This is a genomic window from Wolbachia endosymbiont (group B) of Eupithecia inturbata, assembly GCF_964030915.1.
In the GTDB taxonomy this organism is placed as follows: Bacteria; Pseudomonadota; Alphaproteobacteria; order Rickettsiales; family Anaplasmataceae; genus Wolbachia.
In genome coordinates, this window is record NZ_OZ034987.1 from 893,547 (window position 1) to 915,513 (window position 21,967).

General features: G+C 34.0%; 16 protein-coding genes and 1 pseudogene. 12 read left to right on the plus strand and 5 right to left on the minus strand.

Annotation, left to right across the window (positions count from 1 at the left end; all coding sequences use genetic code 11):
- Positions 1 to 204: 204 nt before the first annotated feature.
- The gene (locus ACQH21_RS04335; protein ID WP_265022419.1) at positions 205 to 519 is read right to left on the minus strand and encodes a hypothetical protein; all 315 of its coding nucleotides are present in this window, start codon (positions 517 to 519) and stop codon (positions 205 to 207) included.
- A 166-nt stretch (positions 520 to 685) separates the two neighbouring features.
- Here ACQH21_RS04335 and gap point away from each other — a divergent pair, with 166 nt between their 5' ends.
- The 4 genes from gap to ACQH21_RS04355 all read left to right on the plus strand — a co-directional run bounded on the left by gap (position 686) and on the right by ACQH21_RS04355 (position 4,623).
- On the plus strand, positions 686 to 1,657 hold the full coding sequence (gene gap, locus ACQH21_RS04340; RefSeq protein WP_425383963.1) for a type I glyceraldehyde-3-phosphate dehydrogenase: 972 nt from the start codon (positions 686 to 688) through the stop codon (positions 1,655 to 1,657).
- 3 nt (positions 1,658 to 1,660) lie between these two features.
- Positions 1,661 to 2,419, plus strand: a complete 759-nt coding sequence (tatC, locus tag ACQH21_RS04345) for a twin-arginine translocase subunit TatC (RefSeq protein WP_010401503.1) — start codon at positions 1,661 to 1,663, stop codon at positions 2,417 to 2,419.
- A 134-nt stretch (positions 2,420 to 2,553) separates the two neighbouring features.
- Positions 2,554 to 3,132: an AAA family ATPase gene (locus tag ACQH21_RS04350; protein ID WP_425383964.1), complete on the plus strand. Its 579-nt coding sequence runs from the start codon at positions 2,554 to 2,556 to the stop codon at positions 3,130 to 3,132.
- Positions 3,133 to 3,168: 36 nt separating this feature from the next.
- Positions 3,169 to 4,623 (plus strand): IS4 family transposase, encoded by a 1,455-nt coding sequence (locus ACQH21_RS04355; protein WP_425383965.1) that lies wholly within the window; start codon positions 3,169 to 3,171, stop codon positions 4,621 to 4,623.
- On the opposite strand, the pseudogene ACQH21_RS04360 reads toward ACQH21_RS04355, so the two are convergent.
- Both ACQH21_RS04360 and ACQH21_RS04365 read right to left on the minus strand, forming a co-directional pair.
- Positions 4,568 to 5,798 (minus strand): annotated as a pseudogene (locus tag ACQH21_RS04360) (IS256 family transposase). The gene ACQH21_RS04355 and the pseudogene ACQH21_RS04360 sit on opposite strands and share 56 nt — an antisense overlap.
- Before the next feature lie 107 nt (positions 5,799 to 5,905).
- Positions 5,906 to 8,752, minus strand: a complete 2,847-nt coding sequence (locus ACQH21_RS04365; protein WP_425383966.1) for an ankyrin repeat domain-containing protein — start codon at positions 8,750 to 8,752, stop codon at positions 5,906 to 5,908.
- Positions 8,753 to 8,842: 90 nt separating this feature from the next.
- On the opposite strand from ACQH21_RS04365, the gene ACQH21_RS04370 reads away from it, so the two are divergent.
- On the plus strand, positions 8,843 to 9,715 hold the full coding sequence (locus ACQH21_RS04370) for an IS982 family transposase (RefSeq protein WP_425383942.1): 873 nt from the start codon (positions 8,843 to 8,845) through the stop codon (positions 9,713 to 9,715).
- 150 nt (positions 9,716 to 9,865) lie between these two features.
- Here the strand turns inward: ACQH21_RS04370 and gatB are convergent, their stop codons facing one another.
- Positions 9,866 to 11,287 carry an Asp-tRNA(Asn)/Glu-tRNA(Gln) amidotransferase subunit GatB gene (gene gatB, locus ACQH21_RS04375; protein WP_425383967.1) on the minus strand — a complete coding sequence of 474 codons (1,422 nt, stop codon included), beginning with the start codon at positions 11,285 to 11,287 and terminating at the stop codon, positions 9,866 to 9,868.
- A gap of 205 nt (positions 11,288 to 11,492) precedes the next feature.
- Positions 11,493 to 12,473 carry a pyruvate dehydrogenase (acetyl-transferring) E1 component subunit alpha gene (pdhA, locus tag ACQH21_RS04380; RefSeq protein ID WP_108784629.1) on the minus strand — a complete coding sequence of 327 codons (981 nt, stop codon included), beginning with the start codon at positions 12,471 to 12,473 and terminating at the stop codon, positions 11,493 to 11,495.
- A gap of 65 nt (positions 12,474 to 12,538) precedes the next feature.
- Here pdhA and hemJ point away from each other — a divergent pair, with 65 nt between their 5' ends.
- From hemJ to ACQH21_RS04415, 7 genes are all read left to right on the plus strand, one after another.
- Positions 12,539 to 12,967, plus strand: a complete 429-nt coding sequence (gene hemJ / locus ACQH21_RS04385) for a protoporphyrinogen oxidase HemJ (protein WP_006013861.1) — start codon at positions 12,539 to 12,541, stop codon at positions 12,965 to 12,967.
- A 154-nt stretch (positions 12,968 to 13,121) separates the two neighbouring features.
- Positions 13,122 to 14,633 carry an HlyD family type I secretion periplasmic adaptor subunit gene (locus ACQH21_RS04390; RefSeq protein ID WP_264730728.1) on the plus strand — a complete coding sequence of 504 codons (1,512 nt, stop codon included), beginning with the start codon at positions 13,122 to 13,124 and terminating at the stop codon, positions 14,631 to 14,633.
- Between the two features lie 556 nt (positions 14,634 to 15,189).
- Entirely contained in the window at positions 15,190 to 15,954 is a 765-nt protein-coding gene (gene coxB, locus ACQH21_RS04395; protein ID WP_264375831.1) for a cytochrome c oxidase subunit II, read from the plus strand.
- Positions 15,955 to 15,969: 15 nt separating this feature from the next.
- Positions 15,970 to 17,520 carry a cytochrome c oxidase subunit I gene (ctaD, locus tag ACQH21_RS04400; protein WP_425383968.1) on the plus strand — a complete coding sequence of 517 codons (1,551 nt, stop codon included), beginning with the start codon at positions 15,970 to 15,972 and terminating at the stop codon, positions 17,518 to 17,520.
- A gap of 1 nt (position 17,521) precedes the next feature.
- Entirely contained in the window at positions 17,522 to 18,409 is an 888-nt protein-coding gene (locus ACQH21_RS04405) for a heme o synthase (protein WP_010401351.1), read from the plus strand.
- A gap of 175 nt (positions 18,410 to 18,584) precedes the next feature.
- Positions 18,585 to 19,022: a ribonuclease HI gene (gene rnhA, locus ACQH21_RS04410; RefSeq protein WP_264704407.1), complete on the plus strand. Its 438-nt coding sequence runs from the start codon at positions 18,585 to 18,587 to the stop codon at positions 19,020 to 19,022.
- On the plus strand, positions 19,015 to 21,951 hold the full coding sequence (locus ACQH21_RS04415) for an AsmA-like C-terminal domain-containing protein (protein ID WP_425383969.1): 2,937 nt from the start codon (positions 19,015 to 19,017) through the stop codon (positions 21,949 to 21,951). The genes rnhA and ACQH21_RS04415 overlap by 8 nt, the downstream gene beginning before the upstream one ends.
- Positions 21,952 to 21,967 lie beyond the last annotated feature (16 nt).

The following is a 21,967-nucleotide window of genomic DNA, read 5'->3' on the forward strand; positions in this document are numbered from 1 at the left end:
GAAATATCGTGAAATATAGCAACATTTGAGATGGGCATTTTATTTGTTACATTTATTTTTTTAGGGAGTTCTTATCTAGAAGAAGATGATTTTTTCAGAAGAATCTATAAATTAATAACTTTATTACTTAATATATAAAATAGTTTTTTTTCGTTTCCTTTCTTCCTTATACCACTTTTCCTTAACTTGACGCGTATGGTTTATTTAACACTCCCGCATTTCCAAATTTTGTGAAGATTCAAATTCTTCTTGCATATCCAGTATGTCTTCTATTACTTGCTGATCTTCATCTCTTTCTTCTAATTGAAATGCTGCTGCTTCTTGAGGTGTTTCTAGCAGTTTTTTTAATATTTCTGTGCGCAGTTTCTCTGGTATTGATTTCCACTGTAGCATTACTAGCATTTCATTGTGCAGCACTGACATTTTCTGTAGTGTTTTCACTTTTTCTGACAGTCCTTTATTTTCTTTTTGCAATGCTTCTATTTTTCTTTGCTGATACTGATTATCTGAATTTGTCATTGGTAATCCATGCATAACCTACTCCAAGTTAAAATTTAGATATTATTAATTAAGTGATACAGTTTCTTTAGTCAATCAATATATTATAACATTAGGATTAACAGCTAAAAGAATAGAATGAAATATCAGGCAATATCCTCTATAATTAAACTTTTAAGATGGAAAAATGACAATTCGTGTAGGAATTAATGGTCTTGGTAGAATAGGCAAAAGTGTATTGCGTGCTATTTTTGAAGTAGAAAACTATAGCGAGCAAATAGAAGTTGTGGCGGTAAATGGGTCGCTCAGTGCTGAGCAGCATGCACATTTGATTAAATATGACTCTGTTCATGGCAAATTTAACGGCGATATTGATTTTAACGAGTCTGAAAATTGGCTATCTATAAATGGCAGGAAATTTTCTTTATATAGAGAACGTAGCCCTGAAAATATTCCTTGGAATGTTGATGTAGTGCTTGAATGCACTGGTGCATTCAACAAGCGTGCGGAAGCAGCAAAGCATAATGCAGAGAGAGTAATTGTCTCTGCTCCAGTTTCAGATGCTGATGTAACTGTAGTTTACGGCGTAAATAACGATATGCTAAAAAAGGAGCATAAAGTGATCTCAGCAGGTTCTTGTACTACAAACTGTCTGGCTCCGATTGTACACGTTTTACACTCCAATTTAGGTATAAAAAGCGGTTTTATGACCACTATACATGCCTATACGAATGATCAAAATATTCTTGATGGCAACCATAGAGACTTACGTAGGGCAAGAGCTTGTGGCCTTTCTATGGTGCCAACTACAACTGGAGCAGCAAAAACAATTGGTTCTGTCATTCCTCAGTTAAAGGGTAAGCTAGATGGTACTGCTATTAGAGTTCCGGTTAGCAACGTTTCTATGGTTGATTTTAAATTTACGACTGATAAGAAGGTAACAGCTGGAGAAATAAATGAAATGTTTAAGAATTCAGCAAATCATGTGCTTTCCGTATGTAACGAGCCTTTAGTTTCAATAGACTTTGTCCATAACCCTTATAGTGCAATTGTGGATTTAGCTGGTACATATGTCACAGGTGATATCTGTAGAGTTGCAGCGTGGTACGATAATGAATGGGCTTTTTCACTGAGAATGTTAGATATAGCTTTATTGTAAAGTATGAACGAAAACTCACAAAAATATGCTTCATTTTATGAGCACTTTGCGGAACTTAGAAAAAGGGTTATTTTTTGCTTTCTATTTTTTTGTGTTACCTTCGGGTTTTGTTACTACTTTAAAGAAAATATATACCGCTTTTTACTTGCACCTTTAATAGAAGTTACAAAAGATAGCAATGATTTTTCTCTAATCTATACAGACTTAACAGAAGCGTTTTTTGTATATCTCAGGGTTGCAATAATGAGTGCACTGTTGTTTTCTTTTCCTGTGTTTGCATGGCAATTCTATATGTTTCTAGCACCTGGCTTATATAAAAGAGAAAGGGCAGTGTTATTGCCATACTTAATTGCAACACCGGTTTTGTTTGTAACGGGAGCCGCTGTAGTTTACTACTACATATTTCCCCTAGCCTGGAAATTTTTTATTGCTTTTGAACATAGCGGTAAATCTTTCGGTATACCAATAGAGTTTATGCCATCAGTTAGTGAATATTTAGACCTTGTTCTTCAATTCATGTTTGCGTTTGGTACTGCATTTCAAATTCCAGTCATACTAACCTTAATGGTGAGAGTAGGGCTAATCACTGCACAAAGTTTGTCAAATAAACGTAGAATTGCGATAGTAGTAATTTTCATTATTGCTGCAATCTTAACTCCACCTGATGTACTAAGCCAAGTAGGGCTTGCAATTCCAATGTTGGTATTATATGAGCTGTCTATTCTGATATGTAGATACATTGAAAAGAAAGCAAAGGATTGAATCAAGAATATTATTTATAAACAAAGAATGAGCACCAGAGCGCTTTTTCTTGAACATTGAAATGGGATTATGTAAACTGCCCTTATTGATTTTTTAGTAGACGCCAAGTGAATTAAAATATTATGAGGTGTGTTATGATAATAGTTGTTGGTGGTCAAAAAGGTGGTACTGGTAAAACGACCATAGCCACAAATATAGCGGTGATGCGTGCTAGGGAAGGTAGAAATGTCCTTCTCTATGATCTTGACCCATTAATGCTAGCTACCTTGTGGGCATCCCAGCGAGACAAGGACAAAAGTTTACCGAAAATTAACAGTATTCACAAGGTGTTAGGCCAAATTAACATTGGTGTAATAATCAGAAATGAGCTACAAGCTTTACAGTCCAAATATCAAGATATTATTGTTGACGCAAGAAGAGCAGATGAAACTTTAAGGGCTGCCTTATCATTAGCTAATCTAGCTATATTTCCGATTCTTCCATCTGCACCTGATATGTGGACGTTTAACACTCTGAGCAACTTAGTTGCCGGTGCTCAGAGTTGTAACAAAAACTTTCAAGCAAGAATCTTACTTAATCGAATGAATACTAATCCAGTTGTAACTAAAACAGGAATTGAAGAATGTGATGCTTTTTTAAGCTGTTTTGACAACTTAACAAGGTTCGATAGTTTTTTGAGCTCACTTTTACCCACAAGTATAAAAAGCAAGTAAGATAGAGAAAAATATACTGAGTAAGATGAGGTAAAAATGTGTGAAGTAAATAGAAATGTACAATGTGCTGATGGCTTAGGAGATAAATGGCTAGAAAAAGAGTTGAGACATGTTAATCTGGGAGATGTAAGGCTTAATAAAAGACTTATTAAAACAAGCTATTTAATAGAGAATAAGGCGTCTGGGTCAATTAATCAAAGCTGTGTAGGATGGAAAGAAGCTAAAGGTGCATACAGATTATTTAGCAATGAAAAGCTTGAAGCTAAGGAAATTTATTCTTCCCATTATAAAGAAACTATAGAAAGGATAAAAGGAGATGAGATTGTATTTTCAGTTCAAGATACAAGTTATTTGGATTTTGACTCTCATATAAAGACTAAGGGTCTAGGTAGTATTTCTAAAGCCTATACAAAACATAAAAAGGGTTTGTTATTGCACAGTGCCTTAATAGTTAACAAAGACGGATTACCTTTAGGGCTATCTTCTCAACAGTGTTGGGCACGTTCTATCAGGGAAGAAACAGCGCAAGAAAAAGCAAACAGGAAATACCGTACTGCTATAAAGGAGAAAGAAAGCTATAAATGGATAGCGGCACTAAAAGAAACCCTAAATAACCTCGCAGAAGGTGCACAGCTTGTTACTATTGGTGATAGGGAAGCAGATATTTTTAAGTTTTTATGGACTATTGAATCATTGGATAGTTTTTATGTAATCCGCAACCGAACTAATAGGAAATTCATCTGTATTGAAGGGGGAAAAACGGATTTGCAAACACGTATAACTCAACTGCCTGTAAAAAGGGAAATTGTTTTGAATGTTGCTGAAAATAAATACCAAATCTCAAGAAAAGCTAACATTGAAGTCAGGTATATGAAAGGCTATATACCTATCAGATCTTCTTACATTTATGGATCGAAAGATACAGAGCATAAAATAAGTGATAAAATCGCTATATATGTAGTAAGTGCCAAAGAAACAAATCCTCCTGAAAGAGTAGAAGCTATTGATTGGACTTTGCTGACTAATGTACCAGTTAATAGCACTTTAGATGCTATAGAAAGGATCAATTGGTATAAGCTAAGATGGAAAATCGAGGAGTATTTTAGGATTTTAAAATCAGGATGTAAGGTAGAAAGCTCTCGTTTAGCTACAAAAGAAAGATTAGAGAAATTAATCGCTATAAAGAGCATTATTGCATTTAAAATTTTATATTTAACAAAAGTCGCTTTATCGAATCCCATGGAGGTTTGTACCAAGGTTTTAAGTAATGAAGAGTGGAAAACCCTTTACATACGTGAGCATAAAGTAGCCAAATTGCCAGAAGAACCTCCAAACATAAAACAAGCTATTATTTGGTTAGGAAAATTAGGTGGATTTATGAATAGAAAAAGTGATAATTTAGGGAATGTTCAAAAAAGTGTGTCAAAGCGAATTTTTAGTTCAACTCAATTTTTAACCTATCAGGAAAAAAGATATCAAGTTGAGATATAGTTAGAGCCCAATTAGGCAAAGCCATAGCCCATTTTTGCTCTATCTTTTTTATAGCACAATATACCAATTTGTACAAGGCATTTGTACTGGTAAATGAACCTTTGGTTTTAGTAAATTTTCTGATTTGTCTGTGCAACCCCTCAATTGGATTGGTGGTATAAATTAGCCTTCTAACAGGGCCAGAATACTTAAAATAACTAGACAAATTTTCCCAATTGTTTTGCCACGATTTTATGACTAAAGGATATTTTTCACCCCATTTTTCCTCCAGTTCAAGTAAATAATTTTCGGCGATTTCTCTACTTGTAGCACGGTATATTTTTTTCAAATCATTCATAAAAACTTTTATATCTTTGCTGGATACGTATTTTAGTGAATTTCTTATTTGGTGCACAATGCATAACTGTACCTCAGCATTGGGAAATACGCTATTTATAGCTGTAGGGAAGCTTTTCAGACCGTCAACACAAGCTATCAAAATGTCTTCTACTCCTCTCTCTTTTAAGTCATTTAATACGCCTAGCCAGAAGTTAGCTCCCTCACTTTCTGCTAAGTAAAAACCCAGTACTTCTTTTCTGCCATTTTGGTCTATTCCTAATATATTGTACATGCATTTACTTATGCAATGTCCATTCTCTTTGACCTTAAAAAACATCCCATCCATAAATACTATCGGGTATACTGATTGTAGGGGACGACTCCTCCATTCATTGATTATAGGCAGTAATTTATCTGTAATTCCAGATATCTCTGCTGCAGATATTTTATGGTCATAGATTTCTTCCACATAGGATGCTATATCCCTGTATCCCACACCGCTTGCAAACATGTTCAAGACCTTTGTTTCAAGTTCTGGATGTAAGCTTGTTTGCCTTTTTTTCACTATCTGTGGTTCGAAACTTCCCTCTCTATCTCTTGGTGTCAATAGTTCAAATACTCGTCTTCAAAGTTTTGCCATTCTTTCCGTTTCTTCGATTCTTTTCTTCTCTTTCATTGGATAAATGATGCTCTATTTCACCTTCTAGACTTGCTTCCAGCAGCCTTTTTACAAATGGTGTTAATGCTCCATCTCTCCCCATCAATGGTTTACCTTCCCTTATTGATGACAGTATATTTGCTTCCAGCTCTTTGTAATCTACCAGGCCAGTCGTTCCATTTTCTATTTTGTAACTCATATATCAAACCTCTATTTTTTGTTTCTATTTTATTTTTATTTCTCGGTTTGACACACTTTTGTTAAACATTTTTGGGACGTTAAAATAAACAGATAAATAATTTTCTCTTAAGCTACTTCAACACTTTCATCATGGGTTAAAAGCAACTCCACAAGCTCTTGATTATCAGTTACATAATCCAATGCTGTCTTTCCCTCATTATTTTTAGCGTTAACGTGAGCACCTTGTTCTACAAAATATCTTACCACATCAACTTTTTCCCTGATAGCAGCCCAATGCAATGGAGTATCACCATATCCGTTTTTGATATTAATATCAATTCCTTTATCAATCAGGTACTTTATTGCATCTAGTTTTGCAAACCTGATAGCCTCATGTAACATAGTTTTGCCATTGCTGTACTTAGCACTAACATCAATACCCATACCTTTTTCTTTTATAAGGTATTCTGCTATATCAAAACTTTCACTTTCAACAGCCCAGTACAACACAGTCCAGCCATAATTATCTTTAATACCAACACTAGCACCCTTATTTACAAGATATTTTACCATGTCTAACTCTCCACTCTTAGCAGCCCAGTACAATGGCGTTTGGTAAAAACAGTCCCTAGCGTCAATATTAGCACCTTCATTGATCAGGTATTTTGCTATGTCCAATTCCCCATTCCCAGCAGCTAAATGCAATGGAGCAATATCACAACCATTTTTAGCATTAACGATACCACTAAGCTTATTTTGATGTTTTCTCTTTATATATGCTAATAAGTTTTTAATAGCTTTATAATCACCATTTTCAACAAGCAAATGTAAATTAGTATCTTTGTAAAAATCATCAATCAACTTACCATGTTTACTCGCATATCCCCAAATAAATGCAACATGAATTTTATTATCTTTTGCTACATCACCAATGTTCACCAAATTTAGAGCTTTCCTAAGAACTTCTTCCTCTCTACCTTTCTCTTGCAATTTTAATCTTGTTACTTTCTGTACTGGACTATGGATATTTACTATCCCTTCCCTTAACTTAATCATTGAATATCGATTAAGTAGTTCAACAGCATTCCACAGCTTTTCTTTATCATCCGCTATTGACTTTGAAAAAATTTCTTTTATACGAATATCATCAGGAGCAAGATAGGCCACTATTTCAAAAATGTTTAATGCTTCAAAGCCATATTCCTTGCATATATATGTCATCGTGACATTCCAAGTTGTCAAAACTGTTTTAGTATAACGATCTTCATTTTCATAAATTCCTTTCTTAAGCAATTCTCCTTCATTTTGTTGATACTCTTTTAAGTAATCACTTATTTTAAACCTCTTATCACCTCTTAATCTCGATTCCTCATTTCGATCTTGGATATATACAACTGCTTGTCCTAAAGCTAATGGAAAATATTGTAATTCTCTTGTTAGCTCTTCTATTTCCCTATCCTGTAAATTATTCTCTATGTTCAAAGCTTTTCTAACAAATTCTAAAGCTTCTACTTCACCAAACTTATCTAATTGTATTACTTTTATATCACTTTCTCCTCTCACATTCCACTTACAGTCACGAGAAGTAATTAAAATGTAAGGTTTTTTATGTCTAGGGTGTAAAGATGAAGGTAAAAATCTTTTAATGTTTTCATATCCCTCAGCATTATCAAAAATGAATAGGCTTTTTCCTTTCCTTCTTGCAAAGAAAGCATATATTTCTCTAACAATATTTTCTATCGTCTTGTCCCTTTCGTACCTATCTTTGGTAGAAATGCCTAATCTATCATCCTTAACTAACCCCAAGAAAGAATTTTTCATAGTTTCAACGCTTTCAGCATTTATCCAGATAACGTTAGCATAATAATCCTTTCCATATGTGTAAGCATATTGCCTAGCGAATTCACTCTTACCTATCCCCCCAAGACCACTAATAGTAGCAACCTGAGATATAATTGCTGGCCTGACCGTACTCCTTTGTAGTGCATCATGTAAGGCTTTTAATTCACTATTTCTTCCAGTAAAAAATGCAACTGGCTCTATTATTTTAAACCAAATAGGCTCCTCTACCCGCTTGTTATCCTGTGTCGTTACAGCCACATATATTTTATGTAGTGTTTTACTATCCTTGTGTTGTTGTTCTATTACTTTATCAATTCTTTCATTATTTTCTTTTACTCCTTGTTCTATCTTACCTAAAGTACTAGCCCACAGCTCAACTTCTCGAAAAAGTTCTTCTCCTTCTTTGTACGAAAGAGGACGCGCTTTTATATCTTTTACCCAGTCTGATATTTTTTTTAGAAGATTATTACAAAAGATTTGATTGTCACCAATATAGTCGAACTTTTTGTTCAACCTACTACTCAACTTACCTAGCAATAATTTTCTTAGCTGAGCTTCATGGGGTAAGTTAACGACGAACACCAGTTCATTTAAAAAGTCCTCTATCTCTTTATTGCTGACTTCCTTGCCTATCTCACGCTTTATAAAATCCATATTTTGTTTCAAGTATTGAGCAACACTACCACCTGAATCACTAATTCTATATCTTGCACTATCACCTATATCCAGAAACTCATCTTTTGTGTCTATCCTTACAAATGAAAGTTCTTTTCCTTTATTTTCTCCACTTAACATTGCTCTTAGGTTTCTTACTTCGTGTTGTATTGAATATGGTGAATCAAGATCCATATTCGTAGCAAAAAGAAAATGCTTTATTCCATCACTAAACTTTGCACTATTTTTGATTTTTAAATAGGCAAGGAAAAGTTTTAAAATACTAAACTTACCACTTTTTGTTAATAAGCTACTTACACTGATTTTTTTAGTTCCATTTTGGTTGTGCTTAACTTGTATAAACTTATGTACTATATCTTTATTTTGCTCATGCCAAACAACAATGTCATCAAAACCTTGAGCTGACTCTAACTCTGTGTCTATGGAGAAAGAACATTCTTTACCCATCTTAGACATGAGAACCCCAGTTGCGGATTAGAAATCAGTGAAAAAGCCAGGAAAATAGGGTAACCTCGGAAAATTATTTACAAAATAGAGAGGTTACCAATGAATGAAAATATAACAGAATTATTTTGCCTGATCGACGATTTTTGCAATTCAGTTGACAAGAATTTTGCAGAAAAACTTCTACCAAGTAGCAAAAAACCAACCAGGACGCCAGAGATTACGCATTCAGAGATTCTTACCATAATATTGCTATATCACCAATCCAAGTGCGACAATTTTAAAATTTTCTATGTGCATTATTTGAAATTATTATACGAATCAGCGTTTCCAAAATTGCCATCCTATAGTAGGTTTATTAGGCTAAAATCTAGGGTTTTATGGTATTTAGTGCTCTTAATGCAATGGTTTTGCGAACAGTCAAAAGTGACAGGGATTTCGTACATAGATGCAACATCTATCGCTGTTTGCCATCCAAAAAGGACCTCGAGAAATAAAGTTTTCAAAGGGTTGGCAAAGATTGGAAAGACTACCTATGGGTGGTTTTTCGGTTTTAAACTACATCTAGTAATCAACGAAGCTGGCGAAATTCAAGGGGTTACGGTGACAAAAGGCAACATTGATGATAGAAAACCTGTGCCAAATTTAACTCAGAAATTGACTGGATTATTGTTTGGAGATAAAGGATATATCAAAAAAGATCTTTTTCACGAATTATTCGATAGAGGGTTAAAGCTTGTAACCAGTATAAAAAAGGGTATGAAAAACTCATTAATGGCGCTAAATGAGAAGATTTTGTTAAGAAAAAGATCGATTATTGAGACAGTTTTTGGCTCTCTGAAAAACAACTTTGAGATTGAGCATACAAGACATAGATCACCGATAAATTTTTTGGTACACATTTTTTCTACGCTTGTTTCATATTCCATGCAGCCGAAAAAGCCCTGCATTTCTAAGCTTTACTTCGTTGGCTAATCCGCAACTGAGGTATCTTAGACATGAGAGATGTTATATCCATCTCATGCATTAGAGATATTACGATCAATAACTCTTGAAAGGCAATACCATGGTAAATGCGTTTGACACCCCAAGGAGAATCATCTTCTAGATACATTACCCCTGTTTTTACCCTAATCTTTCACTCAAAACCAAGTTTACGACATCAGGGCTGGCTTTTCCCTTGGTAAGTTTCATGACTTCGCCGACAAAGAATCCGTATAGTTTTGTTTTACCGCTTTTGTATTCTTGAACTTTATCTTGGTTGCTATTGATGATTGTGTCGATAACTTCTGCTATTTGACCTCTATCGGTTATTTGTTTTAGGTCCTGCTCTTCTATGATGAGAGATGCCGGTTTGCCAGTTTCAAACATAATATCAAAAACTTGCTTGCCGAGCTTAGCAGAGATCGTTCCATCAACGATAAAGTCAAGGAGCTCGGATAAAGCATCTGCTTTAATTGGAGAGCTAACAATATCAATATTTGTTTTATTTAAACGACCGAAAAGCTCGACGGTTAACCAGGTAACTGCAATCTTTGAATCATGCTTTTTTGCTAATTTTTCAAAATAATCGGCAATTTCTTTATCAGAAGTGATAACGTCTGCATCATATTCATTGATACCTAATTCCGCTATGTATCGAAGTTTTTTTTGATCTGGCAACTCGGGTAAAGATGATTTAATAGAATCAATTTTGTCTTGGCTTATTTCAACAGGTAGCAAATCAGGTTCAGGGAAATATCTATAGTCACTTGAATCTTCTTTGCTTCTCATCACTTTTGTTTTTCCTAAAGTGACATCAAACAATAAGGTATCTTGACTTATTTCTCCTCCGCTTTCCAAAATTTTGATCTGCCTTTGTGCTTCATAATCTATAGCTTGTACAATATAACGTATTGAATTTAAGTTTTTTATTTCACAACGAGTGCCAAATGTGCTACTACCCTTTGGGCGAACAGAAACATTTGCATCACAGCGAAGTGACCCCTTTTCCATATCACCATCACATGAACCGATGTAACGCAAAATCTGCCTCAATTTTTTCATGAATTCTGCAGCTTCTGCAGATGAACGAAGATCTGGCTCTGAAACAATTTCCATTAAAGCAACACCTGCACGATTTAAATCTACGTAAGTTTTGCTTTCTTCATGAATACTCTTTCCTGCATCTTGCTCTAAGTGAATTCTTGCGATTCTTATTTCTTTTTCATTATTATTGATAAACACTTTACCATTTTTAACTATCGGCTCAAAGAACTGGGTTATTTGGTAACCTTGTGGTAAATCGGGATAAAAATAATTTTTACGATCAAAGTAAGAGCACTTATTAATTTCTGCAGAAAGTGCAAGACCGGTACATATTGCTTGCTCTATGCAGAAATAATTTAATATTGGCAATGTACCTGGCATTGCTGCATCAACTAGAGAAACTTGAGTATTGTGCTCAGTGCCAAATTCCGTTAGTGAACTAGAAAATAGCTTTGTCTTAGAAGAAACCTGAGCGTGTACCTCAAGTCCAATTACTGTCTCCCAGTTTTCTTTTGTCATGTATTTTATTCAATTAATAACTTTATATTCTGCAAACTAGCACAAAAAGTCAAATAAAACTCATTTAACCTATGATCCAAGAGCGGTGTATATCAATAATATAAGAGTTACTACAGTTTCTATTGACTAGGCTGTTATATAATAAAGTTAAGTGCTGCCAAAAAATATCTATAGTAGGCCAAAACATAATTTTGATGGCAACTGATTAGCTAACAAATTTATAAACATCAGTATATAGTTCATCAATGCCTGGCTCTTTACTATTTTTAGCAAAATCTTCTGACTTTTTTACTAAATCTCGTATTTCCTTATCAATAGCTTTGCATTCTTCATCAGAAGCGATTTTATTGTCTGTTATATACTGCTTTAGGGTGCTTATAGGATCATGATTTTGCTTCATATCTTCAACTTCTTCTTTTGAGCGATAAGTAGCAGGATCTGACATTGAATGTCCACGATATCGATATGTCTTCATTTCAAGCAAGATAGGTCCTTTTCCCCCACGTACGTGCTCAGCTATTTCACTTGTTAACTCATAGACAGAGAAAAAATCCATTCCATCAACTTGTTTTCCAGGAATACCAAAACTCTCTCCTCTTTTATATAGTTCAGTTACTAAAGTTGATCTTTGTACAGAAGTTCCCATTGCGTATTCGTTATTTTCTATGATATAAACCACAGGTAACTTCCACAAAGATGCCATATTAAATGATTCATATACTTGTCCTTGATTTGCAGCACCGTCACCAAAATATGTGAATACAACGTTATCTTTTTTCTTGTATTTATTAGCAAATGCTATTCCTGTGCCAATTGGGACTTGTGCACCTACTATTCCATGTCCACCAAAGAAATTTTTTTCAACATCAAATATGTGCATGGAGCCACCTTTGCCTTTTGAACACCCTGTTTCTTTGCCGGTTAGTTCTGCCATCACAACATTCGGATCAGAATTACATGCAAGCATTAAGCCATGGTCTCTATAGCTTGTGATAAAAGCATCACCAGATTTTGATGCAGCTTGAGTCCCAACTGCAACTGCTTCTTGCCCTATTGATAAGTGACAGAATCCGCCTATTAATCCCATTCCGTATAATTGTCCTGCTTTTTCCTCAAATCTGCGTATGAGAAGCATTTTTCTGTAGAATCCAATCACCTGTTCTTTAGTGAAATTTTCTGCTTTCATATTGACTTTCTTTTATTAAATTGAGATCATACCAGAAATTTTTAACATTTTATAATACTATCTATATGGACTACTATCACTGGCTTGAAGCTTTTCACGTTATCTCTGTAATTATGTGGGTGGCAGGTATGCTCTATTTGCCAAGGCTTTATGTTTACCATGCATCTGTAAAACCAGGGTCAGAAAATGACAGCTTACTTCAAATAATGGAGAAGAGACTCCTTAGATATATCATAAACCCTGCAATGCTTTTCTCCCTTAGTTTTGGAATTATGCTAATGATTATTAGGGAACCATATCACGAAGGGTGGTTTCATGTAAAAGCGCTAGCATTATTCTTAATGTTTGCTATTCATGTCCTACTTGCAAAGCATAGGAAAAATTTTGTAGTGGGCTTGAATAAGAAAACTCACGTTTATTTTCGTGTTTTAAACGAAGCAGTAACAGTGTTAATAATAATTATAGTTATTATGGTTATTGTAAAACCTTTTTGATTTTCTAGCCTAATGCTGAACCATTCAATAGAGTATAAGAATTGTTACTAAATAGTTTATTCTGATGTTCCATAGTCTAAGTAGAGTACTTAAGATATAGATTCTTTGTTTTTGTGTGTTATCCTGATTAACAAGAATTCGCAGTAGTATTATAATGAGTAAGTTAAAAAAGCTTAGTGCTGGACTTTCTTTGACAGGCCTGATTGGTAGTGATGATATAGATATGCAAAGGGCAGGAAATAGAAAGAAGAAATATCAATTTTTGGATAAGACGTTCGCATGGATTGATGCGATGATAAATTTTATTTTTAAACGTGAGAGTAATAACGCAAATGAAGTCCTAAAAGTCACATGGGGACCACTATTTTTTGGTTTAGTGGTGATATTCATCTTTTTTGGAATAGGTGGTATTTGGTCGGCTATAGCTCCAATTGACGGAGCAGTGCATGCAAGTGGAGAAGTTATTGTCTCTTCAAATAGAAAAATAGTGCAACACTTGGGTGGGGGAATAATAAGCAAAATTTTAGTAAAAGAAGGTCAAACAGTTAAAAAAGATGAGCCTTTAGTTTTATTAAGTGATGTTAACGAAAAGGCAAATTTGAGTATAATTAAAGAAAAACTCTTATCACTTTTGGCAACTGAAGCAAGACTTATTGCAATTAGGGGAGACTTAGATACGCTAGAATTTTCTGATGAGGTTAAAAGATTATCTAACGATGAACTTGTAAATAAAGCGATAAAGAATCAGGTAAAGTTGTTCAACTCTCAGAGAAAGAGTATATTAGGAAAAACTGACATACTGCAACAACGTATAAAGCAGTTAAATGATGAATTAGCAGGGCTAAATTTTCAACTAAATGCAGCCCATAAGCAATATGACTTGATAACTGAGGAGTTAGAAACAAAAAGACAATTACTTGATAGTGGACATATAAGCAAACCACACATTTTAGCTTTAGAAAAACAGTTTGCTGAAATTGAGGGTAGAGTTGGACATTACCGTTCTGCAATATCTCAAGTACAGCAAAAGATTGGAGAAAATGAGTTAGAGATTATAAATGTGAAGAATGATGCTCAAGAAAGAGCAAATGCTGAGCTTAAGGAAGTCAATACATCTATTGCAGACTTAAAAGAGAGGCTGATGGTTGCTGAAGATTCGTTAGCACGTACAATAATTAAATCACCTCAAGATGGTATAGTTACAGATATAAGATACCACACTGAAGGTGGTGTTATACAATCTGGAGTTCCAATCATGAGTATAGTACCATCAGATGATGATCTAATAATAGATGCTAAAGTTCTAACCAGAAACATAGAAGAGATACTGTCAGCAAAAAAGAAAGATAGCAATATAGTCTCTATCGACGGACTAGAAGGGCTAAAAGTTAAAGTAAGGCTGAGCGCTTATAGTGCACGTCGCTTAAGTTTAATTAACGGTATAGTAAACCATATTTCCCCTGATGCTCTTGATGATCCAAGGATGGGGCGTTATTATTCAGTGCGAGTGGTGATACCAAAATCAGAACTTGCTCAATTTAAAAACGTATACCTATATCCTGGTATGCCAGCAGAAGTATATATAGTTACTCAATCCCGCACTCTTTTATCGTTCTTGTTTACACCTATAATTGCAACATTCGATAGATCTTTCATAGAGAGATAATTTATTTTGCTTTTCTAAAAAATTTGTTTACAGAGTTTGATATGCAAAAAAATTTACACACAAGTAGTGTATTATTTTATAATTATTTTCTATAATATGTAAATCTTTGATTTAAGATGCAAATGCTAACGTAAACATTAAAGGTTAATTAGTAAACTCAGCTGTATAATAGAATTAAAGGAATTAGTAAGATTTTTACCTCAATGAATTATAAATAGGCAAACTTACCTAAAGTTTAATAGTGTCTGTTACTGCTTTTAGGTGTGAGGCTAGAGGGTTATTAGCAATAACAGACACTATTAAACTTATTATAGAACTTCCTTAAAGTAAATACTTAACTTAAAATATTATAATATTTTAACTTAAAATAGATTCATGTAAATGCTTTTTCCTCAAGTTAGTATCGTATTAGTATATTTATTAAATGCTAAAAAAACATTAATCATCATTTACTTTTGATTCAATATTTAGCAAAACACTTGTGTACATTCTATAATCTCTGTTTGCATAGTAAGTGTATATATATTATTATACAGTTAGTTTTACAGCAAAAAATATGGTGAAGTTATTTGCATTATTGATAATGTTTTACTCAAACATATCAATTGCTTCTGCTCCTACTTCTTGGCAATTTGGATTTCCTGCGCCTGCAACTGAGATAATGGAGGCTGTAGTTAAGTCACATTCGTTTGTGATGAGTGTAATGATTGCAATTATGCTTTTTGTATGGGCCCTGCTTGCTTATGTAGTATTTCGCTTTCGTAAGGGCAAAGTGAAAAATGTCAGTAAAATAACTCATAATATCTTTGTAGAAATTATCTGGTTTGTTATACCAACGATTATTGTTGGGGTATTGGCTTTTAAAAATGCTGAATTAATTAAACTACAGGAGAAAGTGCCAAAAGCTGACATAACACTAAAAGTTATTGGTCATCAATGGTATTGGAGTTACCAGTACCCAGAATATCAAGGTATTTCATTTGACAGCTATATAAAAGGAAAAGAAGACTTTACCGAAAGAGATTTAAAACTATTCTCTGTTGATAATAACGTTATTTTACCTATCAATACTAATATTCGTTTACAAGTGACAGCAGGAGATGTAATACATAGCTGGGGAATACCGGCTTTTGGTATAAAAATTGATGCAATACCAGGTAGGCTGAATGAAGCATGGTTTAACGTTACAAAGCCCGGTATTTATTATGGGCAATGTTATGAACTATGTGGTCAAGGTCATGGATTTATGCCAATTGTTGTTGAAGCAGTGAGTAAAGAAGATTTTAATAAGTGGATTGAAGATAAAAAATTAGTAAGTTAAGTTTGGAGTATAGATATGAGTGATGTACCAAAAGGTATAAGACGTTGGCTGTTTTCTACTAATCACAAAGATATAGGGACACTATACATTATTTTTTCCATATTAGCTGGAATTATTGGTGGATTATTATCGGTAATTATTCGTACTCAGCTAATGCACATTAATATACTTAACAATAATTACCAGCTATATAACGTAATGATTACAGGGCATGCGGTAATAATGGTGTTTTTTATGATAATGCCAGCCTTAATGGGAGGATTTGGTAATTGGTTCGTACCTCTCATGATTGGTGCACCAGATATGGCATTTCCTCGTATGAATAATTTAAGTTTTTGGTTGTTAGTTTCATCTTTTATTTTGCTTATCCTCTCGGTATTTGCTGGCGAAGGTCCTGGAACAGGATGGACTTTATACCCACCTTTGTCGCAAATTATGTCCCACCCAAGTGCAGGAGTTGATCTTGCTATACTTGCACTTCATATTGCTGGTATGTCATCAATTGTTGGGGCGATCAACTTTATAGTTACCATATTCAATATGCGTGCAAAAGGTATGTCACTAACTAAGATACCACTATTTGTTTGGTCTATTTTACTCACGTCATTTATGTTAATTGTTGCCTTACCGGTACTTGCTGGTGCTATAACTATGCTGCTCACTGATCGTAATATAGGTACCTCCTTTTTTGATCCTGCTGGTGGTGGTGATCCTGTGTTATTTCAACATCTGTTTTGGTTTTTTGGTCATCCAGAAGTTTACATAATTATTTTTCCTGCATTTGGTATCATCAGTCAGATTGTGTCAACTTTTTCTCATAGGCCAGTATTTGGTTATATGGGAATGGTTTATGCCATGATAGGAATATCAACGTTTGGCTTCATGGTTTGGGCTCACCATATGTTTACTGTTGGGCTTAGCGAGGATGCTGCTATATTTTTTAGCACTAGCACAATTTTCATTGGTGTTATAACTGGTGTAAAAGTCTTTAGTTGGATTGCAACTATGTGGGGTGGAGCGATTGAATTGAAGACACCAATGCTGTTTGCATTAGGTTTTATTTTCATGTTTGTTGGAGGTGGTATAACCGGAATAATTCTTTCTCACGGTGGAATAGATAAGCTTTTGCACGATACCTATTATGTCGTTGCTCACTTTCACTATGTCATGTCGCTTGCTGCATTATTTGGAGCTTTCGCCGGTTTTTATTATTGGATAGGCAAAATGTCAGGTAAGCAATATAACGAGTGTTTAGGAAAGATACACTTTTGGCTCACTTTTATTAGCACCAATGTCACTTTCTTACCCCAGCATTTCCTGGGATTAGCAGGTATGCCAAGGCGTATACCTGATTATCCCGACGCGTTTATCCCTTGGAATTATATATCCTCAATTGGCTCATATATGTCCTTTCTTTCAGTTATGTTTTTTGTATTTATAGTTATACATCTCTTTAAGTGGGGCAAAAAAACTGGAGATAATCCTTGGGAAGGTGACACTTTAGAATGGACGGTATCTTCACCACCGCCTTTTCATACTTTTGAAAAACCACCAGTGATAAAATAGAATGTACACAAGTGTTTTGCTAAATGTTGAATCAACAATACTGGATTTTTGGCATTTGCTGAAGCCAAGGATAATGTACCTTGTAGTGTTTACTGCAATTGCTGGAATGGTTGCTGCACCAGGTAGCATTCATCCTTTCCTTGCACTAATATCTCTTATGTGCATTGCTCTTGGTTCAGGATCTGCAGGTGCAATAAATATGTGGTATGACAGAGATATAGACTTGCTTATGGAGAGAACAAAAAACCGCCCTATACCTTCAGGTAGAGTTTCTGCAGAAAGCGCGCTTGAATTTGGCATAACTCTTGGAATATTGTCAGTATTTATCATGGCAATAGCAGTGAACTATGTTTCTGCTGCTTTGCTTGCAATTAGCATATTATTTTATGTTTTTGTGTATACAATTTGGCTCAAAAGGCGTACTCCGCAGAATATTGTTATTGGTGGTGCAGCAGGTGCTTTTCCTCCAATGATTGGCTGGGCGGTTGTAACTGACTCTGTAAGCTGGGAAAGTTGTATTCTATTTTTAATAATTTTTATGTGGACTCCACCACATTTTTGGGCTCTATCCTTAAATAGATCTGAAGATTATACAAAAGCATCGATTCCAATGTTCAATATCGTTTATGGTCCAGAAAAAACGAGGAAATATATATTAATCTATAGCGTGTTACTCGTATTAACTAGCTTACTTCCAGCACTATTTTTGAAAAAGGCTCTATTTTACCTCAGTATGGCAATTATTGAAGGGTGTGTTTTTATTTGGTTTGCTGCATCCGTTATAAGGCTTAAGAGTCATAGCTCGCAGAAAAAAATGTTTTCTTATTCGATTTCTTATCTATTTTCTCTGTTTGCCAGCGTTATTTACTGCTCTATTGATTTGTTTTAACCATGAAAGAACATAAAAACTATCTTTTACTTTCTCTTCTAATAATGCTCGTTGTAGCACTTTTTTTTATTTCCATAATAAAATTTAAAGGTGCGGCTTAAATTGCCTCTATATCTATAAAAATTGTGATTTTATAGAAGCAACGATATACTTTATTAATTCACTACAGTTAAAGATGAAGAAAAAGGAAGTGACAATATACACAGATGGAGCATGCTCTGGTAACCCAGGGACAGGAGGTTGGGCAGCAATCATATTATTTCAAAATCATAGAAAGAACATCTGTGGTAGAGAAGAAAATACTACAAATAATAAAATGGAGTTAACAGCAGTGATCAATGGACTGAAGGTATTAAAATTTCCTTGTAATATCAGTTTGTATACGGATAGCCTCTATATTAAATACGGTATAACAGAATGGATAAAGAAGTGGAAAATGAACGGCTGGAAGACAAGTAATAAGAAGTCAGTAAAAAATATAGAATTATGGAAAGAATTAGACGATGTTGCTTTGCAACATGAGATTAACTGGAAGTGGGTGAAAGCGCATAATGGTGATAAATACAATGAAGAAGCCGACAGCTTAGCAAGAAAAGCAATAATCGATGCTTAAAAAAATAGCTCTATCATTTTCTATAATTTTATTATTTATATTCTGCTTCTTTATCCCTTTTAAAGGGGAAGGTCCTTTAGAAATCAATATTAGTTATATTAATTTTTATATAAAGAAAAAAATATTAAAGATATTTACCAATTCGGATGTCAGCATGGAGAGTACCTCGGTTATTTGGCAGAAAGATGGCAAGCTAGTCATTACAGATTTAAAAATAACAAATCCTGACTTTACCATAGAAGTTCCTGAGCTTTTCGTACACTTTAAGTTAAGTTCCAAAAAGTTCTCTCAGGTTTTAGCTGGTAATGTACACATATATATCAAGAAGGAAGAGACCAGAGGAATAACAACATCTGTAATGACAGATAAGATGAGTAGTACAAAAAATCTGCTGAAGACAATAAGAAAAATTTTTTTCTACTTAAATGCAGACTCAAGGATTGAAATTACTAACATTGCTGTCAATAAAAGCATGGAAGGTGAATTCTTCATTGATAAAGTATATGTAGGAAAGGAGGAAAATTTTAATGTTTTGGATATTCGTGTTCATACAAAAGATAAAAAGGGGATTCTAGATGATTTATCTATTATGATAAAAAATCGCAATAATTTGTTAAATTTGTATGGAACATTTTATAACCTAAAGTTGGGGCTATTTAACGAGTTTTCCACACTAGTTAAAAGTTATAATTTGGACAAAGAAATAGGGTTCAAAGGGAACTTCTCAATGAGAATTAATGGAAAGGATGAAGTTATGGATGGAAACATATACGTGTTAAATACAGAGAGTCACTCAGGTAAAAACTTAGCCTTGACTAATGTAAATGTAAATTTGACATATAGTGATGAAATCATTAGCGTAAAAAACTTTCATTTTAAGTTAAATGATACTTACCTTTCTTTGATTGGCAAAATGAACTTTGGCACAAATCATGCTTTGCTTAGAGTTAATATTAGTAAACTTGTTGCAAAAGATTTATGTACTTATGTACCAGATGGTCTAGTGAACAATGAATTTAGAAAGTGGTATTGTAATAATATTGATGGGAATATTATAAATACAATTATAAGTTTTAACGGTAAAATCGATAGTTTAATAAATGATGATCTGTCAGGTATTGTAATTGTTGCTGATATAGAAAATGGCAGCGTTCAATTTGATGAGGATTTTGAACGAGTGGAGAAGTTGAACGGTGAGTTAACTCTCAAGGATAACAATCTCAAAATTATTGTAAATAGAGCTAAGTTTCAGAATTTTACTATCAATAGTGGTCATATTGAAATGAACTCTCTCAATAAAGAAGATTCTGTTCTTACCATTAATGGTCAGGCTGTAAGTGATGCTTATGGGTTATATGAGCCTATAAGATTTAAGCTGGATGATGTGGTAAAACTTGAAAGAGATAAAGTAGGTGGAATAGCAAAGTCTGTATTCAATTTTCGCATTTTTAATCTAAACTCTAGTGATAAAAAAGTAGATTTTTCGGCCAAATTTCATTCTGAAATTGATAATTTGGTGGTGTATAATGGAAGTTTTGGTAAGTATGATATTAAGCTCGATTTTGGGAGTGACTTTATAGATTTAAATGGCAGTGGTATGGTGAATAATACACAGCTTCTATTTGACCTCAAAAGTAGCAATAAAAATGAAAATTTTGCCTGGAGTTTGACTGGAGATTTACCTGCTCAAATACTTAATTTCGGTGATGGTTATATCAATGCAAATATAGAGTCAGTAATGTATCAAGACAAAACAGGGTACGTTAATGGTAATATAGATTTATCAGAGCTCGAGTTGCGTTCAAGCTACTTAGGGTGGAAAAACCATTTTGAAGATCACAATGAAGTTTTATTTTCTACAAGGCTAAAAGGAGCAGGTAAGTTGCTAATAGACAAACTAGACGTTGTAGGAAATGATCTAGACATAAAATTTAGCGGAAGAGTAGAAAATGGAAATCTATATTTAAATTCTAGCAACTTTAAATTACCTGATAATAATTTTAGTATAGAAATTGAATCAGGTAAGGAGAAAAATGCCATAACTATTCACGGTGAGAAAATCAACTTAAGTGATGTGTTAGGTTTACTTGGCAAAGATAGTAATCGATTAAATAACAAAATAGAAGTTACTATGAATGTTGATAATATAATTATGAAAGAAGGAATTATCATAAAAGATGCTAAGCTAAATGTAACTTGTGCTAAAGGTGATTGTAGTGGAAGTCAATTCACAGGACAGTTTTTAGAAGATAACAGTAATATACTAGTAGAACATAGTGAAATAGGGCTTGAAATATATTCGGATAATTCAGGTATGCTTTTGCGTTCTTTAGGTATTGGTAAATCAGTTAAAAATGGCAAATTATCTCTTTATCTATCTTCTAAGAGAGAAAATGGAGAACATTATGGTATGTTATCTATCAGCAATTTCTATATCAAAGATGCTCCACTGCTTACCACTTTATTATCAATGTCTTCACTGCCTGGTATTGTAAATGCTATAAAGAACGAAGGTGTACATTTTTATAAGTGTAATGCACCTTTTTCATATAAAGATGGCACTGTTGAAATTGAAGAATCTTGGCTTGAAGGAGCGGAACTAGGCATTAGCACTAGTGGTACGCTCGATATTAAGGGTTATAAATTCCAGGTTGAAGGACAAGTAATACCGGCATACTCAATTAACAAATCTTTGTTGAAAATCCCTATAATCGGAAAACTTCTGACTGGTGGGAAGAGTAGGGGGATTATTTCAATAGACTACAAAGCAAATGGTGATGATAAAAACAACAACGTATCTGTTAATCCTATCTCTTCGCTAACCCCAAGCTTACTTAAGAGGTTATTAGGAGTATTTGATCGTATTATGACAAAAACTAATAAAAGCATTTTAAAAGGTAGTTTGAAGAAGAAATTTAGCTCAATATGACCAGAAGAAAAGTTGT